Source organism: Pseudomonas oryzihabitans, assembly GCF_001518815.1.
Classification (GTDB): Bacteria; Pseudomonadota; Gammaproteobacteria; order Pseudomonadales; family Pseudomonadaceae; genus Chryseomonas; species Chryseomonas oryzihabitans_E.
The window spans coordinates 3,907,549-3,925,914 of the sequence record NZ_CP013987.1 but is presented as its reverse complement, the minus strand read 5'-3'; the positions used below and the strand labels follow the sequence as shown (position 1 = coordinate 3,925,914).

General features: G+C 62.0%; 14 protein-coding genes and 3 tRNA genes. 12 read left to right on the top strand and 5 right to left on the bottom strand.

What is annotated here, in order from left to right:
- Window positions 1-10 precede the first annotated feature (10 nt).
- Window positions 11-1,633 (top strand): NAD+ synthase, encoded by a 1,623-nt coding sequence (locus APT59_RS17880; protein WP_059316090.1) that lies wholly within the window; start codon window positions 11-13, stop codon window positions 1,631-1,633.
- A gap of 108 nt (window positions 1,634-1,741) precedes the next feature.
- Here the strand turns inward: APT59_RS17880 and APT59_RS17875 are convergent, their stop codons facing one another.
- Complete coding sequence (locus APT59_RS17875) at window positions 1,742-2,767, bottom strand: outer membrane protein assembly factor BamD (RefSeq protein WP_059316089.1); 1,026 nt, start codon at window positions 2,765-2,767, stop codon at window positions 1,742-1,744.
- 188 nt (window positions 2,768-2,955) lie between these two features.
- On the opposite strand from APT59_RS17875, the gene rluD reads away from it, so the two are divergent.
- From rluD to APT59_RS22630, 11 genes are all read left to right on the top strand, one after another.
- Entirely contained in the window at window positions 2,956-3,915 is a 960-nt protein-coding gene (rluD, locus tag APT59_RS17870) for a 23S rRNA pseudouridine(1911/1915/1917) synthase RluD (protein ID WP_059316088.1), read from the top strand.
- Entirely contained in the window at window positions 3,912-4,643 is a 732-nt protein-coding gene (gene pgeF / locus APT59_RS17865) for a peptidoglycan editing factor PgeF (RefSeq protein WP_059316087.1), read from the top strand. Before rluD ends, pgeF begins: the two co-directional genes overlap by 4 nt.
- Before the next feature lie 130 nt (window positions 4,644-4,773).
- A complete protein-coding gene (gene clpB, locus APT59_RS17860; protein ID WP_059316086.1) occupies window positions 4,774-7,338 on the top strand; it encodes an ATP-dependent chaperone ClpB in 2,565 nt (854 codons plus the stop codon).
- A 162-nt stretch (window positions 7,339-7,500) separates the two neighbouring features.
- Window positions 7,501-7,576: transfer RNA gene (locus APT59_RS17855), tRNA-Asn, on the top strand.
- A gap of 10 nt (window positions 7,577-7,586) precedes the next feature.
- A tRNA-Pro gene (locus tag APT59_RS17850) sits at window positions 7,587-7,663 on the top strand.
- Window positions 7,664-7,668: 5 nt separating this feature from the next.
- Window positions 7,669-7,744: transfer RNA gene (locus APT59_RS17845), tRNA-Lys, on the top strand.
- Window positions 7,745-8,022: 278 nt separating this feature from the next.
- Complete coding sequence (locus APT59_RS17840) at window positions 8,023-8,556, top strand: GspH/FimT family pseudopilin (RefSeq protein ID WP_059316085.1); 534 nt, start codon at window positions 8,023-8,025, stop codon at window positions 8,554-8,556.
- Window positions 8,557-9,153: a type IV pilus modification protein PilV gene (gene pilV / locus APT59_RS17835; protein ID WP_059316084.1), complete on the top strand. Its 597-nt coding sequence runs from the start codon at window positions 8,557-8,559 to the stop codon at window positions 9,151-9,153. It abuts the gene before it with no gap.
- Between the two features lie 3 nt (window positions 9,154-9,156).
- The gene (locus APT59_RS17830) at window positions 9,157-9,942 is read left to right on the top strand and encodes a PilW family protein (RefSeq protein ID WP_059316083.1); all 786 of its coding nucleotides are present in this window, start codon (window positions 9,157-9,159) and stop codon (window positions 9,940-9,942) included.
- Entirely contained in the window at window positions 9,939-10,544 is a 606-nt protein-coding gene (locus tag APT59_RS17825; RefSeq protein ID WP_059316082.1) for a pilus assembly PilX family protein, read from the top strand. Before APT59_RS17830 ends, APT59_RS17825 begins: the two co-directional genes overlap by 4 nt.
- On the top strand, window positions 10,541-14,452 hold the full coding sequence (locus APT59_RS22630; RefSeq protein ID WP_237140538.1) for a pilus assembly protein: 3,912 nt from the start codon (window positions 10,541-10,543) through the stop codon (window positions 14,450-14,452). Before APT59_RS17825 ends, APT59_RS22630 begins: the two co-directional genes overlap by 4 nt.
- A gap of 70 nt (window positions 14,453-14,522) precedes the next feature.
- Here the strand turns inward: APT59_RS22630 and cyoE are convergent, their stop codons facing one another.
- The 4 genes from cyoE to cyoB are packed head-to-tail and all read right to left on the bottom strand — an operon-like array spanning window position 14,523 to window position 18,366.
- Window positions 14,523-15,407, bottom strand: coding sequence for a heme o synthase (cyoE, locus tag APT59_RS17815; protein WP_059316081.1), 885 nt, complete (start codon window positions 15,405-15,407; stop codon window positions 14,523-14,525).
- A gap of 14 nt (window positions 15,408-15,421) precedes the next feature.
- Window positions 15,422-15,760, bottom strand: coding sequence for a cytochrome o ubiquinol oxidase subunit IV (gene cyoD, locus APT59_RS17810; RefSeq protein WP_059316080.1), 339 nt, complete (start codon window positions 15,758-15,760; stop codon window positions 15,422-15,424).
- On the bottom strand, window positions 15,760-16,374 hold the full coding sequence (locus tag APT59_RS17805; protein WP_059316079.1) for a cytochrome o ubiquinol oxidase subunit III: 615 nt from the start codon (window positions 16,372-16,374) through the stop codon (window positions 15,760-15,762). Before APT59_RS17805 ends, cyoD begins: the two co-directional genes overlap by 1 nt.
- 3 nt (window positions 16,375-16,377) lie before the next feature.
- Complete coding sequence (cyoB, locus tag APT59_RS17800; protein ID WP_059316078.1) at window positions 16,378-18,366, bottom strand: cytochrome o ubiquinol oxidase subunit I; 1,989 nt, start codon at window positions 18,364-18,366, stop codon at window positions 16,378-16,380.

Below are 18,366 nucleotides of genomic sequence, written 5' to 3'. Positions count from 1 at the left end.
GGAAGAGTGCATGAGTCAGCTGCTGAAGGTCGTGATGGCGCAATTGAACCTCAAGGTCGGCGACATCCACGGCAACGTGGAAAGGATCATCGCCGCGGCCCATGAGGCCCGTGATCGGTGGCAGGGCGAGCTCATCGTTTTCCCGGAGTTGTCGCTGTGTGGCTATCCGCCGGAAGACCTGCTGCTGCGGTCGAGCATGCAGCGCCGGATCGAGCAGGGTCTGCAGCGAATTCGTCAGGAGATCGCCGGCATCCATGTGCTGGTGGGCTTTCCCTGGCTGGAGGAGGGGCGCCGTTTCAACGCCTGTGCGGTCTATCGTGACGGCGCTGAGCTGGCCTTCTATCGCAAGCAGCAACTGCCCAACTATCGGGTGTTCGATGAAAAGCGCTATTTCGAGCCAGGCGACAGCGCCGCTGTATTCGACTATCAGGGCATGCCTATCGGCGTCACCATCTGCGAAGACATCTGGTTCGCCGAGCCCATGGCCAAGGCGCGAGCGGCCGAGGCGCGGCTGATGCTCAACCTCAACGCCTCGCCCTTCCACGGCGGCAAGCAGCTGGAGCGTGAAATCGTGGTAGGCGAACGTGCCCGCGAAGGCGGCATGCCGGTGGTCTACGTCAATCAGGTGGGCGGCCAGGACGAACTGGTGTTCGATGGCCACTCCTTCGTGGTGGATGCCCAGGGCCAGGTCAGCCAGCGGGCACCCGCCTTCGTTGAGGGACTCTATCCGGTGGTCTTCGATAGGGACCTGAAGCCGCAGTCCGCCGAGCTCGCGCCGCTGGCCTCGCTGGAGGCCAGCGTCTATGACGCCCTGGTGCTCGGCGTGCGCGACTACGTGCGCAAGAACGGTTTCAAGGGGGTGGTGCTGGGCCTGTCCGGCGGCATCGACTCGGCCCTTGTGCTGGCGATCGCTGCGGATGCCCTGGGCGCGGAGCAGGTAGAGGCGGTAATGATGCCCTACCACTATACCGCCCAGATCAGCCTGGAAGACGCCGAGGCCGAGGCCCGGGCGCTGGGGGTGCGCTACAGCGTCCTGCCCATCGCACCCATGGTCGAAGCCTTCCAGCAGACCCTCGCTGGCGAATTCGCCGGGCTCGGTCGGGACACCACCGAAGAAAATCTGCAGGCGCGCTGTCGGGGCACCCTGTTGATGGCCATTTCCAACAAGAAGGGCTATCTGGTGCTCACTACCGGTAACAAGAGCGAAATGGCGGTGGGCTATGCCACTCTCTATGGCGATATGGCCGGTGGCTTCGATGTGCTCAAGGACGTGCCCAAGACCATGGTGTTCCGTCTCTGCGAGTACCGTAATCGCCATGGCGAGGTGATTCCCCAGCGGGTGATCGACCGGCCACCGTCGGCTGAGCTGTCGCCGGACCAGAAGGACGAGGACTCGCTGCCGCCCTATCCGGTGCTCGACGAGATCCTGCGGCTGTATGTCGAGCAGGATCTGTCGGCGGTGGACATCGTCGCCGCCGGTTTCGATGAGGAAATGGTGCGCAAGGTGCTGCGCCTAGTGGATCTCAACGAGTACAAGCGGCGGCAGGCGGCGGTCGGGGCACGGGTGACCGAGCGTGGCTTCGGTCGTGACCGGCGCTATCCCATCACCTCGGGTTGGCGGATCGGCGACTAGGATACGTGGCGCCGGATGCCTGATCCGGCGTCAGGCCTTCATGGTCAGCAGCTGGCGCAATAAAAAGGGGAAGCCACTGGCTTCCCCTTTTTCACGTCTGGTGCTGGATCAGTCGAACAGACCAAAGGTCAGGCGGCTGAACCAGGAACGCTTGGCCGGAGCCGGCGTCGCGCCACCGGCCTTCTCGGCTTCGGCCGGGTCGACGATGCGCAGCTCGGGCGCCAGATTGTCACGCTCTTCCTGGTACTTGCGCTGGATATCCTGGCTGGCGCGGGTCTCGCCGGGCGGCAGCGGATCGCTCGGGCGATCGATCAGGCCCAGGGTCGCGCGGGTCAGCCAGGAGCGCTGCTGATCCTTGTCGTCCGGCTCGCGCAGCTGGAATTCGCCATTCTTGAGGCTGACGTTGTCCGGGTAGTTGAGCTTGAGGGTTTCCAGGCTGGTGGCCGCCAGGTCGTTGAGACCCAGGTGCTTGTAGGCTTCGGTCATGATCGCCAAGCCGTCACCCACGGACGGCGTGCCCTGGAAGTTCTCGACCACGTAGCGGCCGCGATTGGCGGCGGCCACATAGGCTTTGCGGGTCAGGTAGTAGTGGCCGACGTGCACGTCGTAGGCCGCCAGCAGGTTGCGCAGGTAGACCATGCGCGCCTTGGCGTCCGGCGCGTAGCGGCTGTTGGGGAAGCGGCTGGCGAACTGGGCGAAGTCATTGAAGGAGTCACGCGCCGCGCCTGGATCACGCTTGGTCATGTCCAGCGGCAGGAAGCGCGCCAGCAGGCCGCGGTCCTGTTCAAAGGAAGACACGCCCTTCATGTAGTAGGCATAGTCGACATTAGGGTGCTGCGGATGCAGACGGATGAAGCGATCCGCCGCCGTGCGCGCTGCCTCGGGCTCGCCATTCTTGTAGTTGGCGTAGATCAGCTCCAGCTGGGCCTGTTCGGCATAGCGACCGAAGGGATAGCGCGACTCCAGGGCCTTCAGCTTGCTGATGGCGTCCGTGTAGCTGCTGTTGGAGATATCGCGCTGAGCCTGAGTATAGAGCTCGCCTTCCGGCATGTTTTCCGGAACCTCGGGCGCTTTCGAGGAGCAGGCGGCGGTGAGGACTAGGCTGGTGACCAGCAGCAGGTGCTTCAATTGCATGGCGGCTTGGATTCCCCGAAACGGTCGGCGGTGCAGGGATGAGGGCGGAAGGCACTCACCTAGCCTGTGACGGGGCCGGAACCGTCCTGTTATGATGATCGACCCGGAATGCCGGGGCAAAAAAGTCGCCGTATTTAACCACAGGGTCGGGCCGATTCCAAAAGCCCCGCCATTGCCCGCGCAGATCCATGTCCGAATCCATCGTTCTCAATGCCGAAGTCCCCTACGAACTTGGTGGCCAGCGCCTCGATCAGGTCGCTGCCCAGTTGTTCGCCGAACACTCCCGCTCGCGTCTCGCCGCCTGGATCAAGGATGGCAGCCTGACCGTCGATGGCGCCGTGCTGCGCCCACGTGACACCGTGCACGGCGGGGCTCAGCTGGCACTGCGTGCCGAGCGCGAAGCCCAGGGCGAGTGGGTTGCCCAGGACATCGAGCTGGACATCGTCTACGAAGACGATCACCTGCTGGTGCTCGACAAGCCGGCCGGGCTGGTGGTGCATCCGGCCGCTGGCCACGCCGATGGCACCCTGCTCAATGCCTTGCTGCACCATGTGCCGGGACTGGAAAGCGTGCCGCGCGCCGGTATCGTCCATCGCCTGGACAAGGACACCACCGGTCTCATGGTGGTGGCCAAGACCCTGGAGGCCCATACCCACCTGGTCGCCCAGCTGCAGGCGCGGTCGGTGAGCCGCATCTACGAAGCCATCGTCGCCGGGGTGATCGTCGCCGGGAGCACGGTCAATGCCCCCATCGGTCGGCATTCGCAGCGGCGTCAGCAGATGGCGGTGATCGCCGGTGGCAAGCCCGCCGTCAGTCACTACCGGGTGCTGGAGCGCTTCCGCGCCTATACCCATACCCGGGTCAAGCTGGAGACCGGCCGGACCCACCAGATCCGCGTGCACATGACCCACGTCGGTTTCCCCCTGGTAGGCGATCCGGTCTATGGCGGTCGCTTCAAGATTCCGCCAGCGACCAACCCGACCCTGATCAAGACCCTGCGCGAGTTTCCGCGCCAAGCCCTGCATGCCCGCTTTCTCGAACTGGATCATCCGGTGACCGGCGAGCGTCTGCGCTGGGAATCGCCGCTGCCGGAAGATCTGGTCTGGCTGCTCGATCTGTTACGCCAGGACCGGGAGTCCTTCGAGTGACAGGCGCTGACTGGCTGCGGCCAGACTGGCCGGCGCCGGTCGGCGTCCAGGCCTGTGTCACCACCCGTGCCGGTGGTGTCAGCCAGCCGCCTTTCGCTAGCTTCAACCTCGGTAACCACGTCAGCGACGATCCGGCGGCAGTCGCGGAAAATCGTCGGCGCCTGGGCGAGGCGCTTGGCTGCCAGCCGGCCTGGCTCGAACAGGTGCATGGCACCGACGTGGTCGAGGCCGATCCGGCTCGGGTGCAGTGCGCCGATGCCGCGTGGACTGAGACGCCCGGCGTCGCCGTGACCATGATGACCGCGGATTGCCTGCCGGCGTTGTTCTGTCGCCGCGATGGCTCGCGCGTCGCGGCGGCTCATGCCGGCTGGCGCGGTCTGGCCGGTGGCGTACTGGAAACTGCCGCCGCCAGCCTGGAGGTAGCGCCCGCCGAGGTGCTGGTCTGGTTGGGCCCGGCCATTGGTCCGGCCAGCTTCGAAGTGGGCGCCGAGGTACGCGAGGCTTTCATCGCCCAGCACGCCGAGGCGGAACGCTGCTTCATGGCGCGAGGCGGAGGCAAGTACCTGGGGGATCTCTACGCCCTGGCTCGCCTGCGGCTCGCTGCCCAGGGCATCACCGCGGTATATGGCGGCGGCTTCGATACCTTCGCTGATCACCAGCGCTTCTTCTCCTATCGGCGTGCCCCTCGCACGGGTCGCTTCGCCAGCCTGATCTGGATCAATCCCTAGGTCTTTTTTCGGGATGTCAAGCCTCATTGGCTTGAATCGTTACGCATCGCCCCTATCTAAAGGTCATTCCCGCGGGTAATCGAAAGCGCCGTCTGCCGCGCTGTCCCGCGTTTCAGATAGGACCTTGCCCATGCGTATAGACCGTTTTACCAGCAAACTGCAGCTCGCCCTGGCGGATGCCCAGTCCTTGGCCGTCGGCCATGACCATCCGGCCATCGAGCCGCTACACCTGTTCTCCGCTCTGCTCGAACAGCAGGGTGGTTCCATTTCCCCGCTGCTGCGCCAGGTCGGCTTCGATCTCGCCAGCTTGCGCAAGACCCTGGCCGAAGAGCTGGACAAACTGCCCAAGATCCAGACGCCCACGGGCGACGTGAATCTTTCCCAGGACCTGGCGCGTCTGCTCAACCAGGCCGATCGCCTGGCCCAGCAGAAGGGTGACCAGTTCATCTCCAGCGAACTGGTACTGCTCGCCGCCATGGACGAGAACACCCGTCTCGGCAAGTTGCTGCTGGGGCAGGGCGTTTCGCGCAAGGCGCTGGAGAACGCCATCAACAACCTGCGCGGTGGCGAAGCGGTCAACGACCCCAATGCCGAGGACAGCCGCAAGGCCCTGGACAAGTTCACCGTCGACCTCACCAAGCGCGCCGAGGACGGCAAGCTCGATCCGGTGATCGGCCGTGACGACGAGATCCGCCGCACCATCCAGGTCCTGCAGCGCCGGACCAAGAACAACCCGGTGCTGATCGGCGAGCCTGGCGTCGGCAAGACCGCCATCGCCGAAGGCCTGGCCCAGCGCATCATCAACGGCGAGGTGCCGGACGGCCTCAAGGACAAGCGTTTGCTGGCACTGGACATGGGTGCCCTGATCGCCGGTGCCAAGTTCCGCGGCGAGTTCGAGGAGCGTCTGAAAGGCGTGCTCAACGAACTGGGCAAGCAGGAAGGCCGCATCATCCTGTTCATCGACGAACTGCACACCATGGTCGGCGCCGGCAAGGCCGAGGGCGCCATGGATGCCGGCAACATGCTCAAGCCGGCCCTGGCCCGTGGCGAGCTGCATTGCGTCGGTGCCACCACCCTCGACGAGTACCGCCAGTTCATCGAGAAGGACGCGGCCCTTGAGCGGCGCTTCCAGAAGGTGCTGGTGGACGAGCCGAGCGAAGAAGACACCATTGCCATCCTGCGTGGCCTCAAGGAGCGCTACGAGGTACACCACAAGGTAGCCATCACCGACGGCGCCATCATCGCCGCGGCCAAGCTGTCCCATCGCTACATCACCGATCGCCAGCTGCCGGACAAGGCCATCGACCTGATCGACGAAGCCGCCAGCCGCATCCGCATGGAGATCGATTCCAAGCCCGAGGCCCTGGATCGTCTGGACCGCCGGCTGATCCAGCTCAAGGTAGAACGCCAGGCATTGAAGAAGGAAGAGGACGAGGCCGCGCGCAAGCGTCTGGAAAAGCTCGACGAAGACATTGCTCGCCTCGAGCAGGAATACGCCGACCTGGAAGAGATCTGGAAGGCCGAGAAAGCCGAGGTGCAGGACTCTGCCCAGCTGCAGCAGCGCATCGAACAGGCACGCATCGAGCTGGAGGCGGCCCGTCGCAAGGGTGACCTCAACCGCATGGCCGAGCTGCAGTACGGCACCATCCCCGATCTGGAGCGCAGCCTGCAGATGGTCGACCAGCACGAGAAACCGGCCAACCAGCTCCTGCGCAACAAGGTCACCGAAGACGAGATCGCCGAAGTGGTCTCCAAGTGGACCGGCATCCCGGTCAGCAAGATGCTCGAAGGTGAGCGCGACAAGCTCTTGCGCATGGAAGACGCCCTGCACAATAGGGTGATCGGCCAGGACGAGGCGGTCACCGCGGTGGCCAATGCCGTGCGCCGGTCGCGGGCGGGGCTGTCCGATCCGAATCGCCCCAGCGGCTCCTTCCTCTTCCTCGGTCCGACCGGGGTGGGCAAGACCGAGCTATGCAAGTCGCTGGCGGAGTTTCTCTTCGATACCGAAGACGCCATGGTGCGCATCGACATGTCCGAGTTCATGGAGAAGCACTCCGTGGCTCGGCTGATCGGTGCGCCGCCCGGCTATGTCGGTTATGAGGAGGGCGGTTACCTGACCGAGGCCGTACGGCGCAAACCCTATTCGGTGGTCCTGCTGGACGAAGTGGAGAAGGCCCATCCGGACGTCTTCAATATCCTCCTGCAGGTGTTGGACGACGGCCGTCTGACCGACAGCCAGGGCCGGACGGTGGATTTCCGCAACGCGGTGATCGTCATGACCTCGAACCTGGGCTCGGCGCAGATTCAGGAACTGGTCGGCGATCCCGACGCCCAGCGCGCGGCGGTGATGGATGCGGTAGCGAGCCATTTCCGCCCCGAGTTCATCAACCGGATCGACGAGGTAGTGGTGTTCGAGCCCCTGGGGCGCGAACAGATCGCCGGCATCGCCGAGATCCAGTTGCAGCACCTGCGGCAGCGACTGGCCGAGCGCGATCTGCAGCTGGAACTGACACCCGAGGCCTTGGACAAGCTGGTCGCGGTGGGCTACGACCCGGTCTACGGCGCGCGTCCGCTGAAGCGGGCTATCCAGCGCTGGATCGAGAACCCGCTGGCCCAGCGCATCCTGTCTGGCGCTTTCGCGCCGGGCAGCCGGATTCAGGGCAGTGTGGAGGATGACGAGATCGTCTTTGCCTAGGAAAACGCCGGACGACTTCAGGGTCGTCCGGCTTTCTACATAAATTTGTGAAAAAACAGCAGGCTAGGTGTTGACGTCTGTTTCTACTTCCGTAAAATGGCGCACCTCACTTACGGCAAAGCCTGAAGGGCTTTACGGTAAGCGGGGTTGGAAGACCGAAGTTCCGCGATAGCTCAGTCGGTAGAGCAAATGACTGTTAATCATTGGGTCCCTGGTTCGAGTCCAGGTCGCGGAGCCACTTCCAGTTTCGGGGTATAGCGCAGCCCGGTAGCGCGCCTGCTTTGGGAGCAGGATGTCGGGAGTTCGAATCCCCCTACCCCGACCATATTTGGGTCGTTAGCTCAGTTGGTAGAGCAGTTGGCTTTTAACCAATTGGTCGTAGGTTCGAATCCTACACGACCCACCATTTCTACCAGAAACCCTCCGCAAGGAGGGTTTTTGCGTTTCTGGGCACTTATTCTTCCTCAGACCCAGCCCCAGACTAAGCGTTATCCCGAAATCTTTCTGCTTCCAATATTCCGCCTTGCCATCCTCGACTTATCACGCCGCGCTCTATTTCGCTCATCTTCGGCGAACACCTTAATCCGGGTAGCTTTCCGCGCGAATAGAAGCGATAGCCGGTCATAGCGACTGCCTAAGCACTTACTACTATCAGGTGAAGTAACGAGCTTTTAGGCGGTGGGAATGCAGTCGAAACGCCTCTCGGGTTTCACGCTCATCGAGGTCCTGGTCGTCATAGCGCTGCTGGGTATTGTCACGGCGCTGGCGGCGCCTGGCTTCGCGAACCTGGTGCAAAGCAACCGCGTCCAGGCGGCAGCAGGGGAGTTGCAGCGCGCTCTCTATTATGCACGCAGTGAAGCCATGAGCCGGGGGGTGAACGTCGTGATCACCACCGAGCCGGAAGATACCAATGGCTGGATGGGTGCGCTGAAAATCACCACGGCCAAGACTGTGGTGCTGCCAAATGCCGAAGTCCTGCGGCAATACAGTGGCGGGCTGGGAAATGGCGTCAACGGGAGGGGTTTCATTGGCGGTGCTCCTCTCACTAGTCTGACCTTCCAGCCCAATGGCAGTCTGAAACTCAGCGGCGAAGCCACCATTCGCATCTGCGCCACCAATGCGCTCACCCAAGGCAAGCAGTTCACCCTCAACCAAGGCGGAGTGCTGACAGTAATCGACTACACGCCTAGTCGTGCCAGCGCCGTGGGGTGCAGCTAGATGAAGCGTCGGGAGGGTGGGTTCAGCATGATCGAGGTGCTGGTCAGTCTGGTGATCATCTGCATCGGCGTGCTGGGCATGGTCGCCCTGCAAACGCGTAGCGTGGCGCTGTCCCAAGACTCTGTGCAGCGCAGCAACGCCATGGTGCTGGCCAACGAGCTGCTCGAACTGATGCGCAGCAATCGTGATCAGGTGGTGGCGAGTGACAAGGTCAAGATCGACGGAGCCTATATCAAGCAGCCCGGCACCAACTTTCGCACCAAGGCGCTCGATGCCGGCAAGACCTGTTTGACCCGGGATCGCTCCGCAGGAGGCGAGACGGTGGCGGGGCAGGATCTGGTTTGCTGGTTGAATCAGGTGAAAGCCTTGCTGCCGGTGACGGATACGCTGATCGCCAGCAGTTTCGCGGTCTGTCCGGCGTCCGGCGTACCGCCATTGCCCTCCAGCGATACCGCCGGTAATACCACACCGCTCAAGGTCTGCGAGACCAATGCGGTGGCACCGGTAATGGTGGTGGTGGCCTGGCAGGACGTCAGCAACGATTCGCTGAATTGCCCCAGGGGCGTCTGCTACTACGCCCTACGCTCGGAGCTGTAGGCCATGGACCTCAAGCCACGCAGACAGAGGGGCTTTTCCCTCATCGAGATGATGATCGCCCTGACCGTGGGCACCTTTCTAGTGCTGGGCGTTTCGCAGATCTATATCAACAACAAGCGCAGCTTTCTCTTCCAGCAGGGCCAGGCCGGCAATCGCAACAACGCCCAGCTGACCTTGCAGGTGCTCGATCGGCAATTGGCACGGACCGGCTTCCGCGCCGAAATCCGTTATCAGGGTAGCCTGCAGGCAGCCTTTCCGGCGGTGGGTGAGGTCAAGGATGCCGATGACATCAGCTGTCCAGCCTTCGCTGCCGGCGCCACCTTCGCAGCGACCACGGACAGCGTCAACGCACCCACCGGTGTCTGCATTCGCTATCAGGGCGCACTGGACAGCAAGGACCAGGACTGCCTCGGCAACCCCATCCCGCGAGTGAATCTCAATGCAGGCGGCAACGTCCTGCTTAAGCTGCGCTATACGGCAGGAAATGCCCCTGGCAGTGGCACCCTGAGCTGCACCGTCTGGAGCGAGCGTGGGGGCGCGCTGACACCGAAGGGCAGTGCGGTGCTGGTGCAGGGACTGCAGGACTTCCGCTGGTCAATCCCACCCAAGGCGGATACACCAGCCGTGCGCTACGCGGCATTGCTCAGTACCACTGAAGCATTACCCAGCGATGTGGCCAGCAACACGGCTGCCAATTGGCAGACCCTGACCGGACTGCAGATCGCGGACGCCAGTCGACCCATGCAGATACTGCAGAGCACCGTCACCCTGAGGAATCTTGCGCTATGAGCCCAGTCCTTGGCAGGCAGCGCGGCGCGACCTTGCTGATCGCCCTGGTGATGTTGTTGCTGCTGTCGCTACTGGCCGCCTCCAGCATGCGTCAGACCTTGCTGCAGGCGCGCAGTGGCGGTGCCGCTCTGGAAAACACCCAGGCCTTCAATGCCGCGGAGGCGGCGTTGCGCGAAGGTGAGCGGCGATTGGTGGCCCTCAGTCAGCAACCGTCCTTCACGGCCTTCAGTGCCGGCTTCGCCAGTTGTTCGGAAAGCGTGCCAGCGGTACGCAGTGCCTTCGCTAAGGCGCCAACCGGCGACCTGTGCATCCTGACCAAGGCTAGCGATCTCAATACCGGTGCCCTGACCCAGACCTGGGCAGCAGCGGCGCTTCAGGCAAGCGGGACCGATCCTACGGCGCGTACCGTCGCCTATCGCGGCTCCGATGGCAGCGCTTCCTTCGCCCAGACACCCCGTTGGGTAGTGACGGCCATAGGTAGCAGCTCGGTCGATGTCTCGGCGCCAGCCACCAACCTGTTTCGGATCACTGCCGTGGCCCAGGATCGCGGCAAGCGCTTTCCGGTAATCCTGCAAAGTGTCGTCGCTTTGGAGGTGCCATGAGCCGAGCTATACCGGGCATCGGGTCTCTGGCCCTGCTGCTGACCCTGGCCGCACCTGCGGCTCAGGCTGCGGCCCTGAATCTGAGCCAACAGCCGCTGTTTCTGACCAACAGTGTCGGTCCCAATCTGTTCGTTACCCTGGACAATTCCACCAGCATGCAGATGGCGGTGGTGCCGGATGCCTCCAATACCGATGCCATCCGCCCAACCCGCCGTGCCAAATCGGCGGCCTTCAACAGTCTCTACTACAACCCGGCGATCAGCTATCCGGCGCCCTATGCGGTGAGCTACAGCAGTACGGGCGGGCTGACCCGTACGCGACTGTCCACCAGCTTTACCAGTGCCTATGTAAACGGCTATCGATCGAGCCTGGGTAGCGTCAATCTGGCCACCGACTACCGCGTCAGCTGGAGTTATAACCCCAATCTGGTTACTACAGATCCCAATGTGGCGCGGGGTAACTCCTACGGAAATCCGGGGCTGCAGAACAATAGCCCGAGCATGCTGGCGGAGAACCCGTCTCAGGATTTTTTCAGTAGTGGTAATTACCGTGGAACCAGCTCGACCTATGGCAGCCTCACGCTGCTCACTATTCTGTTGGGTGTCGGCTTCAGCGAGAACATCAACGGTGCTCAAGTCAGTATCAGCGACGCCTCCCTGCTTGAGCGCCTACTGACAGGGGCAGCGCTCAATGGTGGCTGTACTGCGAGCATTGCCAATACGACGTCGGTTACCTACAGCAATGTTACCTGTACCCGCAACGTGGACTACGGGCTGCTTGGGGTGGTTTCCTCGGTCAACTACACGGTCACGGCCAATACCAATGTTTCTGCTGCCATCACCGGCGTGCAGGCCTATTACTATCTCTACGATACGACACTCAGTACTTGTCTTCCCGCCACCTTGCAGACCGAGGGCTGTTACCGCCGGGTCCTGGTCGGCAGCTCTTCCGGTCCCGGCGGGACGGACGAGCGGCAGAACTTTGCTAACTGGTATTCCTTCTATCGCAGCCGTGCCCTGGCCGCTCAGACATCGACCAACCTGGCCCTGGCGGATGCCTCGGAAAATCTCCGACTTGGCTGGCAGGCATTAGGTACCAGTGACAGCTGCATCTTGGTAACAGCCAACGCCAACTGCCGCGGCATCAGCAACTCCAGTTCCACGACCTATGACAATCGGTTGAGACCCTTTGCTGGTGCGCACCGGGCGGCTTTCTTCACCTGGCTCGGTGATGTCTATTACAACCAGAGCACGCCGCTGCTCCAGGCGGTTGCTCGTGTCGGCGAGCTGCTCAAGACCAGTGGGAGCAATAGCCCATACGCCTACGATCCAGGTAACAGCGAGTCACCGGTCTATGGCTGTCGCGCCAGCTATAGTCTGGTGGTGACGGACGGGATCTGGAATTCGGCCTTTACCTCCAGCAACGCCGACGGCTCTGCCGCGACCCTCCCTGACGGACAGCAGTACTCACCCCAGGCACCCTTCCAAGACACCACCTCCAACACTCTCGCAGACCTGGCCTTTCTCTACTGGCGCACCGATGCCCAACCCGGGCTCGACAACAAGGTACCGCCCTACAATACCGTGACCAACAGCGAGGTTCGGGGTCCCAATACGCTTTCGCCCTACTGGAATCCGCGCAATGACCCCGCCACCTGGCAGCACCTCACGGGGTTCTATGTGGGTATCGGCTTGAGCAGTGCGCTGATCAATCCTGATTGGGATGACGATACCTTCGCCGGTGGCTACGCTGGCTTGGCCGCAGGTACTACGCCCTGGCCGGTGGCGGGTGCGGACAACTCGGTCAATCAGAACAATGTCTATGACCTCTGGCACGCGGCGATCAATTCGCGGGGCGAGTTCTTCAGTGCGGAAAACGCCAGCGATCTGATTACCTCCCTTGGAAAGGTCGTCACGCGGATCACCCAGTCCACCAGCGTCGGCGCCAGCCAGACCGTATCGCCCACCCGAGTGGGGGACACCAACGCGCTCTTTACCTATTCCCCATCCTTTTCCAGTGCCGACTGGAGCGGGGATGTCATCAAGTACCAACGCACGGGTACCACCCAGACGAGGATCTGGAGCGCCGCTCAACAACTCGATGGCAAGTACGCTGCAGGTAATACCGGCTTCGGCACTCGCAAGATCTATATGGCCAAGGGTGGCGCCTTGACCGATTTCGCCTGGGTGAATCTGAATACCGATCAACGACTCAGTCTCAACAAGACCTCCGGTGGCACGACCGACACCTATGGCAGTCGTCGAGTGGATTATCTGCGCGGCGATCGTGGCCAGGAGGCGCCCGGGGCCGCGCCGGCGTTCCGCCCGCGCAGCCATATCCTCGGGGACATCGTGAATTCCTCACCGGTGGTAGTGGACGGCCCCAATAGTCCCATCGCCCTGATGAACGCGACCGTTGGCGACAATTCCTACGCGACGTTCCGCACTACCAATGCAGCCCGTGAGCGGCGTATCTATGTGGGTGCCAACGACGGCATGCTGCATGCCTTCAACGACCAGGGGCAGGAGGTCTATGCCTTCGTTCCCAGCGCGGTCATCGTCAATCTCACCCGGCTGACGGAGCGCAGCTATAACGGAGGGGGCCATCAGTCCTATGTCGACAACACGCCAGTAGTGGGCGACGTCTATTTCAACGGCGCCTGGCGCACGGTACTGATCGGCACGTTGCGCGGGGGAGGGCGGGGCATCTTTGCGCTGGACATCACCAATCCCAATGCCCCAGCGCTGCTCTGGGAAAAGACGGACGCGGATGCCAGCTACAAGGACCTGGGTTTCACCTACGCGCAGCCGATCATCACCCGGTTGCATACCGGTGGCTGGGGCGTGGTGGTCAGTAATGGGTACAACAGCGCCCAAGACAACGCTGTGCTCTATGTCATGAGCGTGGCCGACGGCAGCCTGATCAAGGCCTTGCCGGCCAGCGATAATATCGCTACACCCAACGGCCTGAGTTCGCCCTTCGTGGCCGATGTCGATGGCGACTTGATCGCCGACTATGCCTATGCGGGTGACCTGCACGGCAATCTCTGGCGCTTCGATATGATCGGCACTTCGTTGACCGCAACGGCTGCAGCGGACAACTTCCGTGTCGCTTTCAGGGGGCGGCCCCTCTATACCGCCCAGGCGAGCAGCGTGGCGCCCGGCACCACCAACTTCGTCCAGCCCATCACCGCCAGTCCTTCAGTGGTGGCTCACCCCAGTGGAACGGGACATCTGGTGCTCTTTGGTACCGGAAAATATCTCGAGGCCAGCGACGCCCTCGCCAACACCAGCAAGGCGATGACTCTCTACGGCATCTGGGATCGCCAGACCGATGACTCGGCCGCTGGCAGTACTCCGGTACTGACGATCGCCAACCTCCAGCAGCAGACCCTGGGCAGCGATCAGCGCATCAGCTACACCAGTTCTGCCGGTTCCAGCGTCAGCAGTACGGCTAACACCCTCTCCACGACGTCAGTCAGCTATGACGCCATTACGGCGACCAATGGCAAACAAGGCTGGTATCTGAATCTGCCCTTGAATGGCGAACTGGTAATCAACAAGCCCCAACTGTTCAACGGTACCCTGCTGATGAGTTCCCTGATTCCCAGCACCGACGCCTGTACCGCCGGGGTCACTACCTACCTCTATGCCCTGGATCCCTACACCGGCGGCAACAACAGCGGCCTGTTCAACCTGGGGACGGACACGGTCTATGGGCGTATCCAGCTCGATGGTCTGCTCGGTGGGATCGTGCCCTTCGTCTACGGTGACGGCACTTTCAGCATGGAAGGGACCCTGGCGGATGCGGCGATCTATGGCAGCGACGGCAAGTCGCCGAATGGCTTGCGGGGTGATCTGCCCGCCAGTCGCCGCCAGACCTGGCGCGTCATCACCAACCAGGACTAGCGGCAGCGGCTTTCACGCAGGCATGAAAAAGCCCGGCACTAGGCCAGGCTTTTTCATGGAGCGGGGCGTCTCAACGCGCGTAGGTTACCAGCACGTCACCCGGGATCTGAAAATCCACCGACATCATCACGGACAGCGCGGTGATGGCGATGATGGAGAACCCAAACAGCTTGCGCGCCCACTGCACGTCGTTCTCGGCCTGATAGCCCATGAAGGCCAGACGTAGCCACCAGGCGCCGATCACGGCGGCCACTGCCAGGTAGACGTAGCCGGCATAGCCAAGCACGGTCAACAGCAGGGTGGCGGCCAGGAAGGCTACGGTGTACCAGACGATGTGACGCTTGGTCACCGAGATGCCCTTGGCCACCGGCAGCACTGGAATCGAGGCCGCGGTGTAGTCCTTGAGACGGAAGATGGCGATGGCGTAGGAGTGCGGCATCTGCCAAAGGCAGAAGATCAGCAGCAGCACCGCAGCGCCACTGTCGAACTGGCCGCTGGCAGCGCAGTAACCGATCACCGGCGGAGCGGCACCGGACAGGCTGCCGACCAGGGTACCGTGGACCGAGGCGCGCTTGAGCCAGAGGCTGTAGAGCCCCACGTATACCACGAACCCCATCACCGCGAAGGCGGTGGCGACCAGGTTGGTCGCCATGTAGAGCAGCCCCACCCCGGCCAGGCCGAGGAGGGTGGCATAGGCCAGCGCCACCTTCGAGGAGATCGTGCCCTGAACCAGGGCACGATTGCGGGTCCTTTCCATCTTCTGATCGATGTCCATATCGATCACGTTGTTGAACACACAGCCAGAAGCAATGACCAACGACACCCCGATAGCCGTCGCCAGCAGCAACAGCGGGTCGATGCTTCCTTTGGAAGCCAGGAAGAACCCGCCGGCAACCGAGATCAGGTTGCCGAAGATGATGCCCGGCTTGGTCACGAGAAGGTACTTCTTGATCATTACGTCGGCCCGGTTCAGTGGATCATCATGTTGTGGTGCATGTGGTACATGATCCACAGGGATCCCACGACCACGATACCGACGATGACCACGGTGAAACCAAAGGAGATCACGTTCCAACGCTGCTCTTCGGAGGTGTTCAGATGGAGGAAGAAGTACAGGTGCACCAGCAGCTGTACCACCGCCATGATCACCACGATCGCCAGGGTTGCACCCTTGGAGAAGGTGGGGAACATCACCAGGCCGAAGGGAATGACCGTCAGGATGACCGACAGGATGAAGCCGACCATGTAGCTCTTGAAAGTGCCATGGCTCTCGGCGGTATGCCCGTGGGCGTTATGGTCGTGCGCCATTACAGCACCCCCATCAGATAGACGATGGTGAAGACGAAGATCCAGATGATGTCCAGGAAGTGCCAGAACAGGCTCAGGCACGACAGGCGGGTGGCATTGGTGGTGGTCAGGCCCTTGGAAGCGACCTGCAGCATCAACACGATCATCCAGATCAGACCCGAGCTCACGTGCAGGCCGTGGGTGCCGACCAGCGCGAAGAACGACGACAGGAAGGCACTGCGATCCGGACCGTAGCCTTCTTCGATCAGATGGTGGAACTCATAGACTTCCATGCCGATGAAGCCGGCACCGAACAGCCAGGTGACCGCCAGCCAGCCCAGGACGCCACCCTTGCTGCCATGGTGCTGGGCAATCATGGCGAAGCCATAGGTGATACTGGAGAACAGCAGCAGGAAGGTTTCGACCAGGACGAACGACAGTTCGAAGATGTCCTTCTGGGAGGGGCCATCAGCATGGGCCCCGCTCAGTACTGCATAGGTCGCGAACAGCGTCCCGAACAGAATGCAGTCGGTCATCAGGTAGGACCAGAAGCCGAACGTCTTCATCGATCCGGCGTCGTGGTGCCCATGCTCCTCGGCATGGGCGACTTCGTTATGCATAACTTGATTCGCCATTGGTTAGGCCTGCTTCAATTTCGCCAGGGACTGAATGCGCGCGTTTTCGATGCGTGCCACTTCTTCCGCTGGTACGTAGTAGTCGACATCTTCGTCGTAGCTGCGGACGACCGCAGTGACGATGCAGCCCACGAAGCTGGCGATGGCCAGCCACCAGATGTGCCAGATCAGGGCGAAGCCAAGGATCAGGGCGAAGAGGCTGATCACGATGCCGGCGCCGGTATTGCGCGGCATGTGGATCTGCTTGTAGTCCGCATCCTTCTTCTCGGTGATGCCTTTTTCCTTCATGCCCCAGTAGGCATCGATGTCGTGCACTTCCGGCACTTCAGCGAAGTTATAGAAGGGCGGCGGCGAAGAGGTGGACCATTCCAGGGTACGGCCATCCCACGGATCGCCCGTCACGTCCATGTTCTCCGGCAGATTGCGATCGCGGATACTGACGTAGAACATCCACAGCTGGCTCAGGATCCCCAGGGCGATGATGCCGGCGCCGATGGCGGCGGTCACCAGGAAGGGGTGCCAGTCGGGGTTGTCATAGTGGTTCAGGCGACGGGTCATGCCCATGAAGCCCAGCATGTACAGCGGCATGAAGGCGACATAGAAGCCGATCAGCCAGCACCAGAAGGCCTGCTTGTTCAGCTTCTCGTTCAATTTGAAGCCGAAGACCTTCGGGAACCAGTAGATCATGCCGGCGAAGTAGCCGAACACGGCGCCGCCGATGATCACGTTGTGGAAGTGGGCGATCAGGAACAGGCTGTTGTGCAGCACGAAGTCGGCACCCGGTACCGCCAGCAGAACGCCGGTCATGCCGCCGATGCTGAAGGTCACGATGAAGCCCAGGGTCCAGAGCATCGGCGAGGTGAACTGGATGCGGCCCTGGTACATGGTGAACAGCCAGGTGAAGATCTTCACACCCGTCGGGATCGCAATGATCATGGTCGCGATGCCGAAGAAGGCGTTGACGTTACCGCCCGAGCCCATGGTGAAGAAGTGGTGCAGCCAGACGATGAAGGACAGCACAGTAATGGCTACCGTTGCCCAGACCATCGACACATAGCCGAACAGACGCTTCTTGCTGAAGGTGGAGGTCACTTCCGAGAACACGCCGAAGGCCGGCAGGATCAGGATGTATACCTCGGGATGGCCCCAGGCCCAGATCAGGTTGGTGTACATCATCTGGTTGCCGCCGGCTTCCGCGGTGAAGAAGTGGAAGCCCAGGTAACGGTCCAGGGTCAGCAGTGCCAGGGTAACGGTCAGGATCGGGAAGGCTGCCATGATCAGGATGGCAGTACACCAGGAAGTCCAGGTGAAGATCGGCATGCGCATCAGGGTCATGCCCTTGGTACGCATCTTCAGCACGGTCACGAAGAAGTTGACGCCGGTCAGGGTCGTGCCGATACCGGACAGCTGGAGCGCCCAGATGTAGTAGTCCATCCCTACGCCTGGACTGTACTTGATGCCTGACAGCGGCGGATAGGCCACCCAGCCAGTCGCGGCGAATTCGCCCACGAACAGCGACATCATGATCAGCACGGCGCCGGCTACGAACAGCCAGAAGCTCAGTGAGTTCAGGAAGGGGAAGGCCACGTCGCGAGCACCGATCTGCAGCGGTGTCACCACGTTCATCAAGCCGGCCACGAAGGGCATCGCCACGAAGAAGATCATGATCACGCCGTGGGCGGTGAAGATCTGGTCGTAGTGATGAGGCGGCAGGTAGCCCTCGGCCCCGCCAGAGGCGATGGCCTGCTGGCTACGCATGAGGATGGCATCGGAGAAGCCGCGCAGCAGCATGATCAGGGCGACGATGAAGTACATCACGCCGATCTTCTTGTGGTCGACGGTGGTCAGCCACTCTTTCCAGAGGTAGCCCCACTTGCCGAAGTAACTGATCGCTCCCACCAATCCCAGGCCGCCCAGGGCGACCGCAAGGAAGGTTGCGAGAATGATCGGCTCGTGATACGGAATATCCGCGAGAGTTAATTTACCGAACAT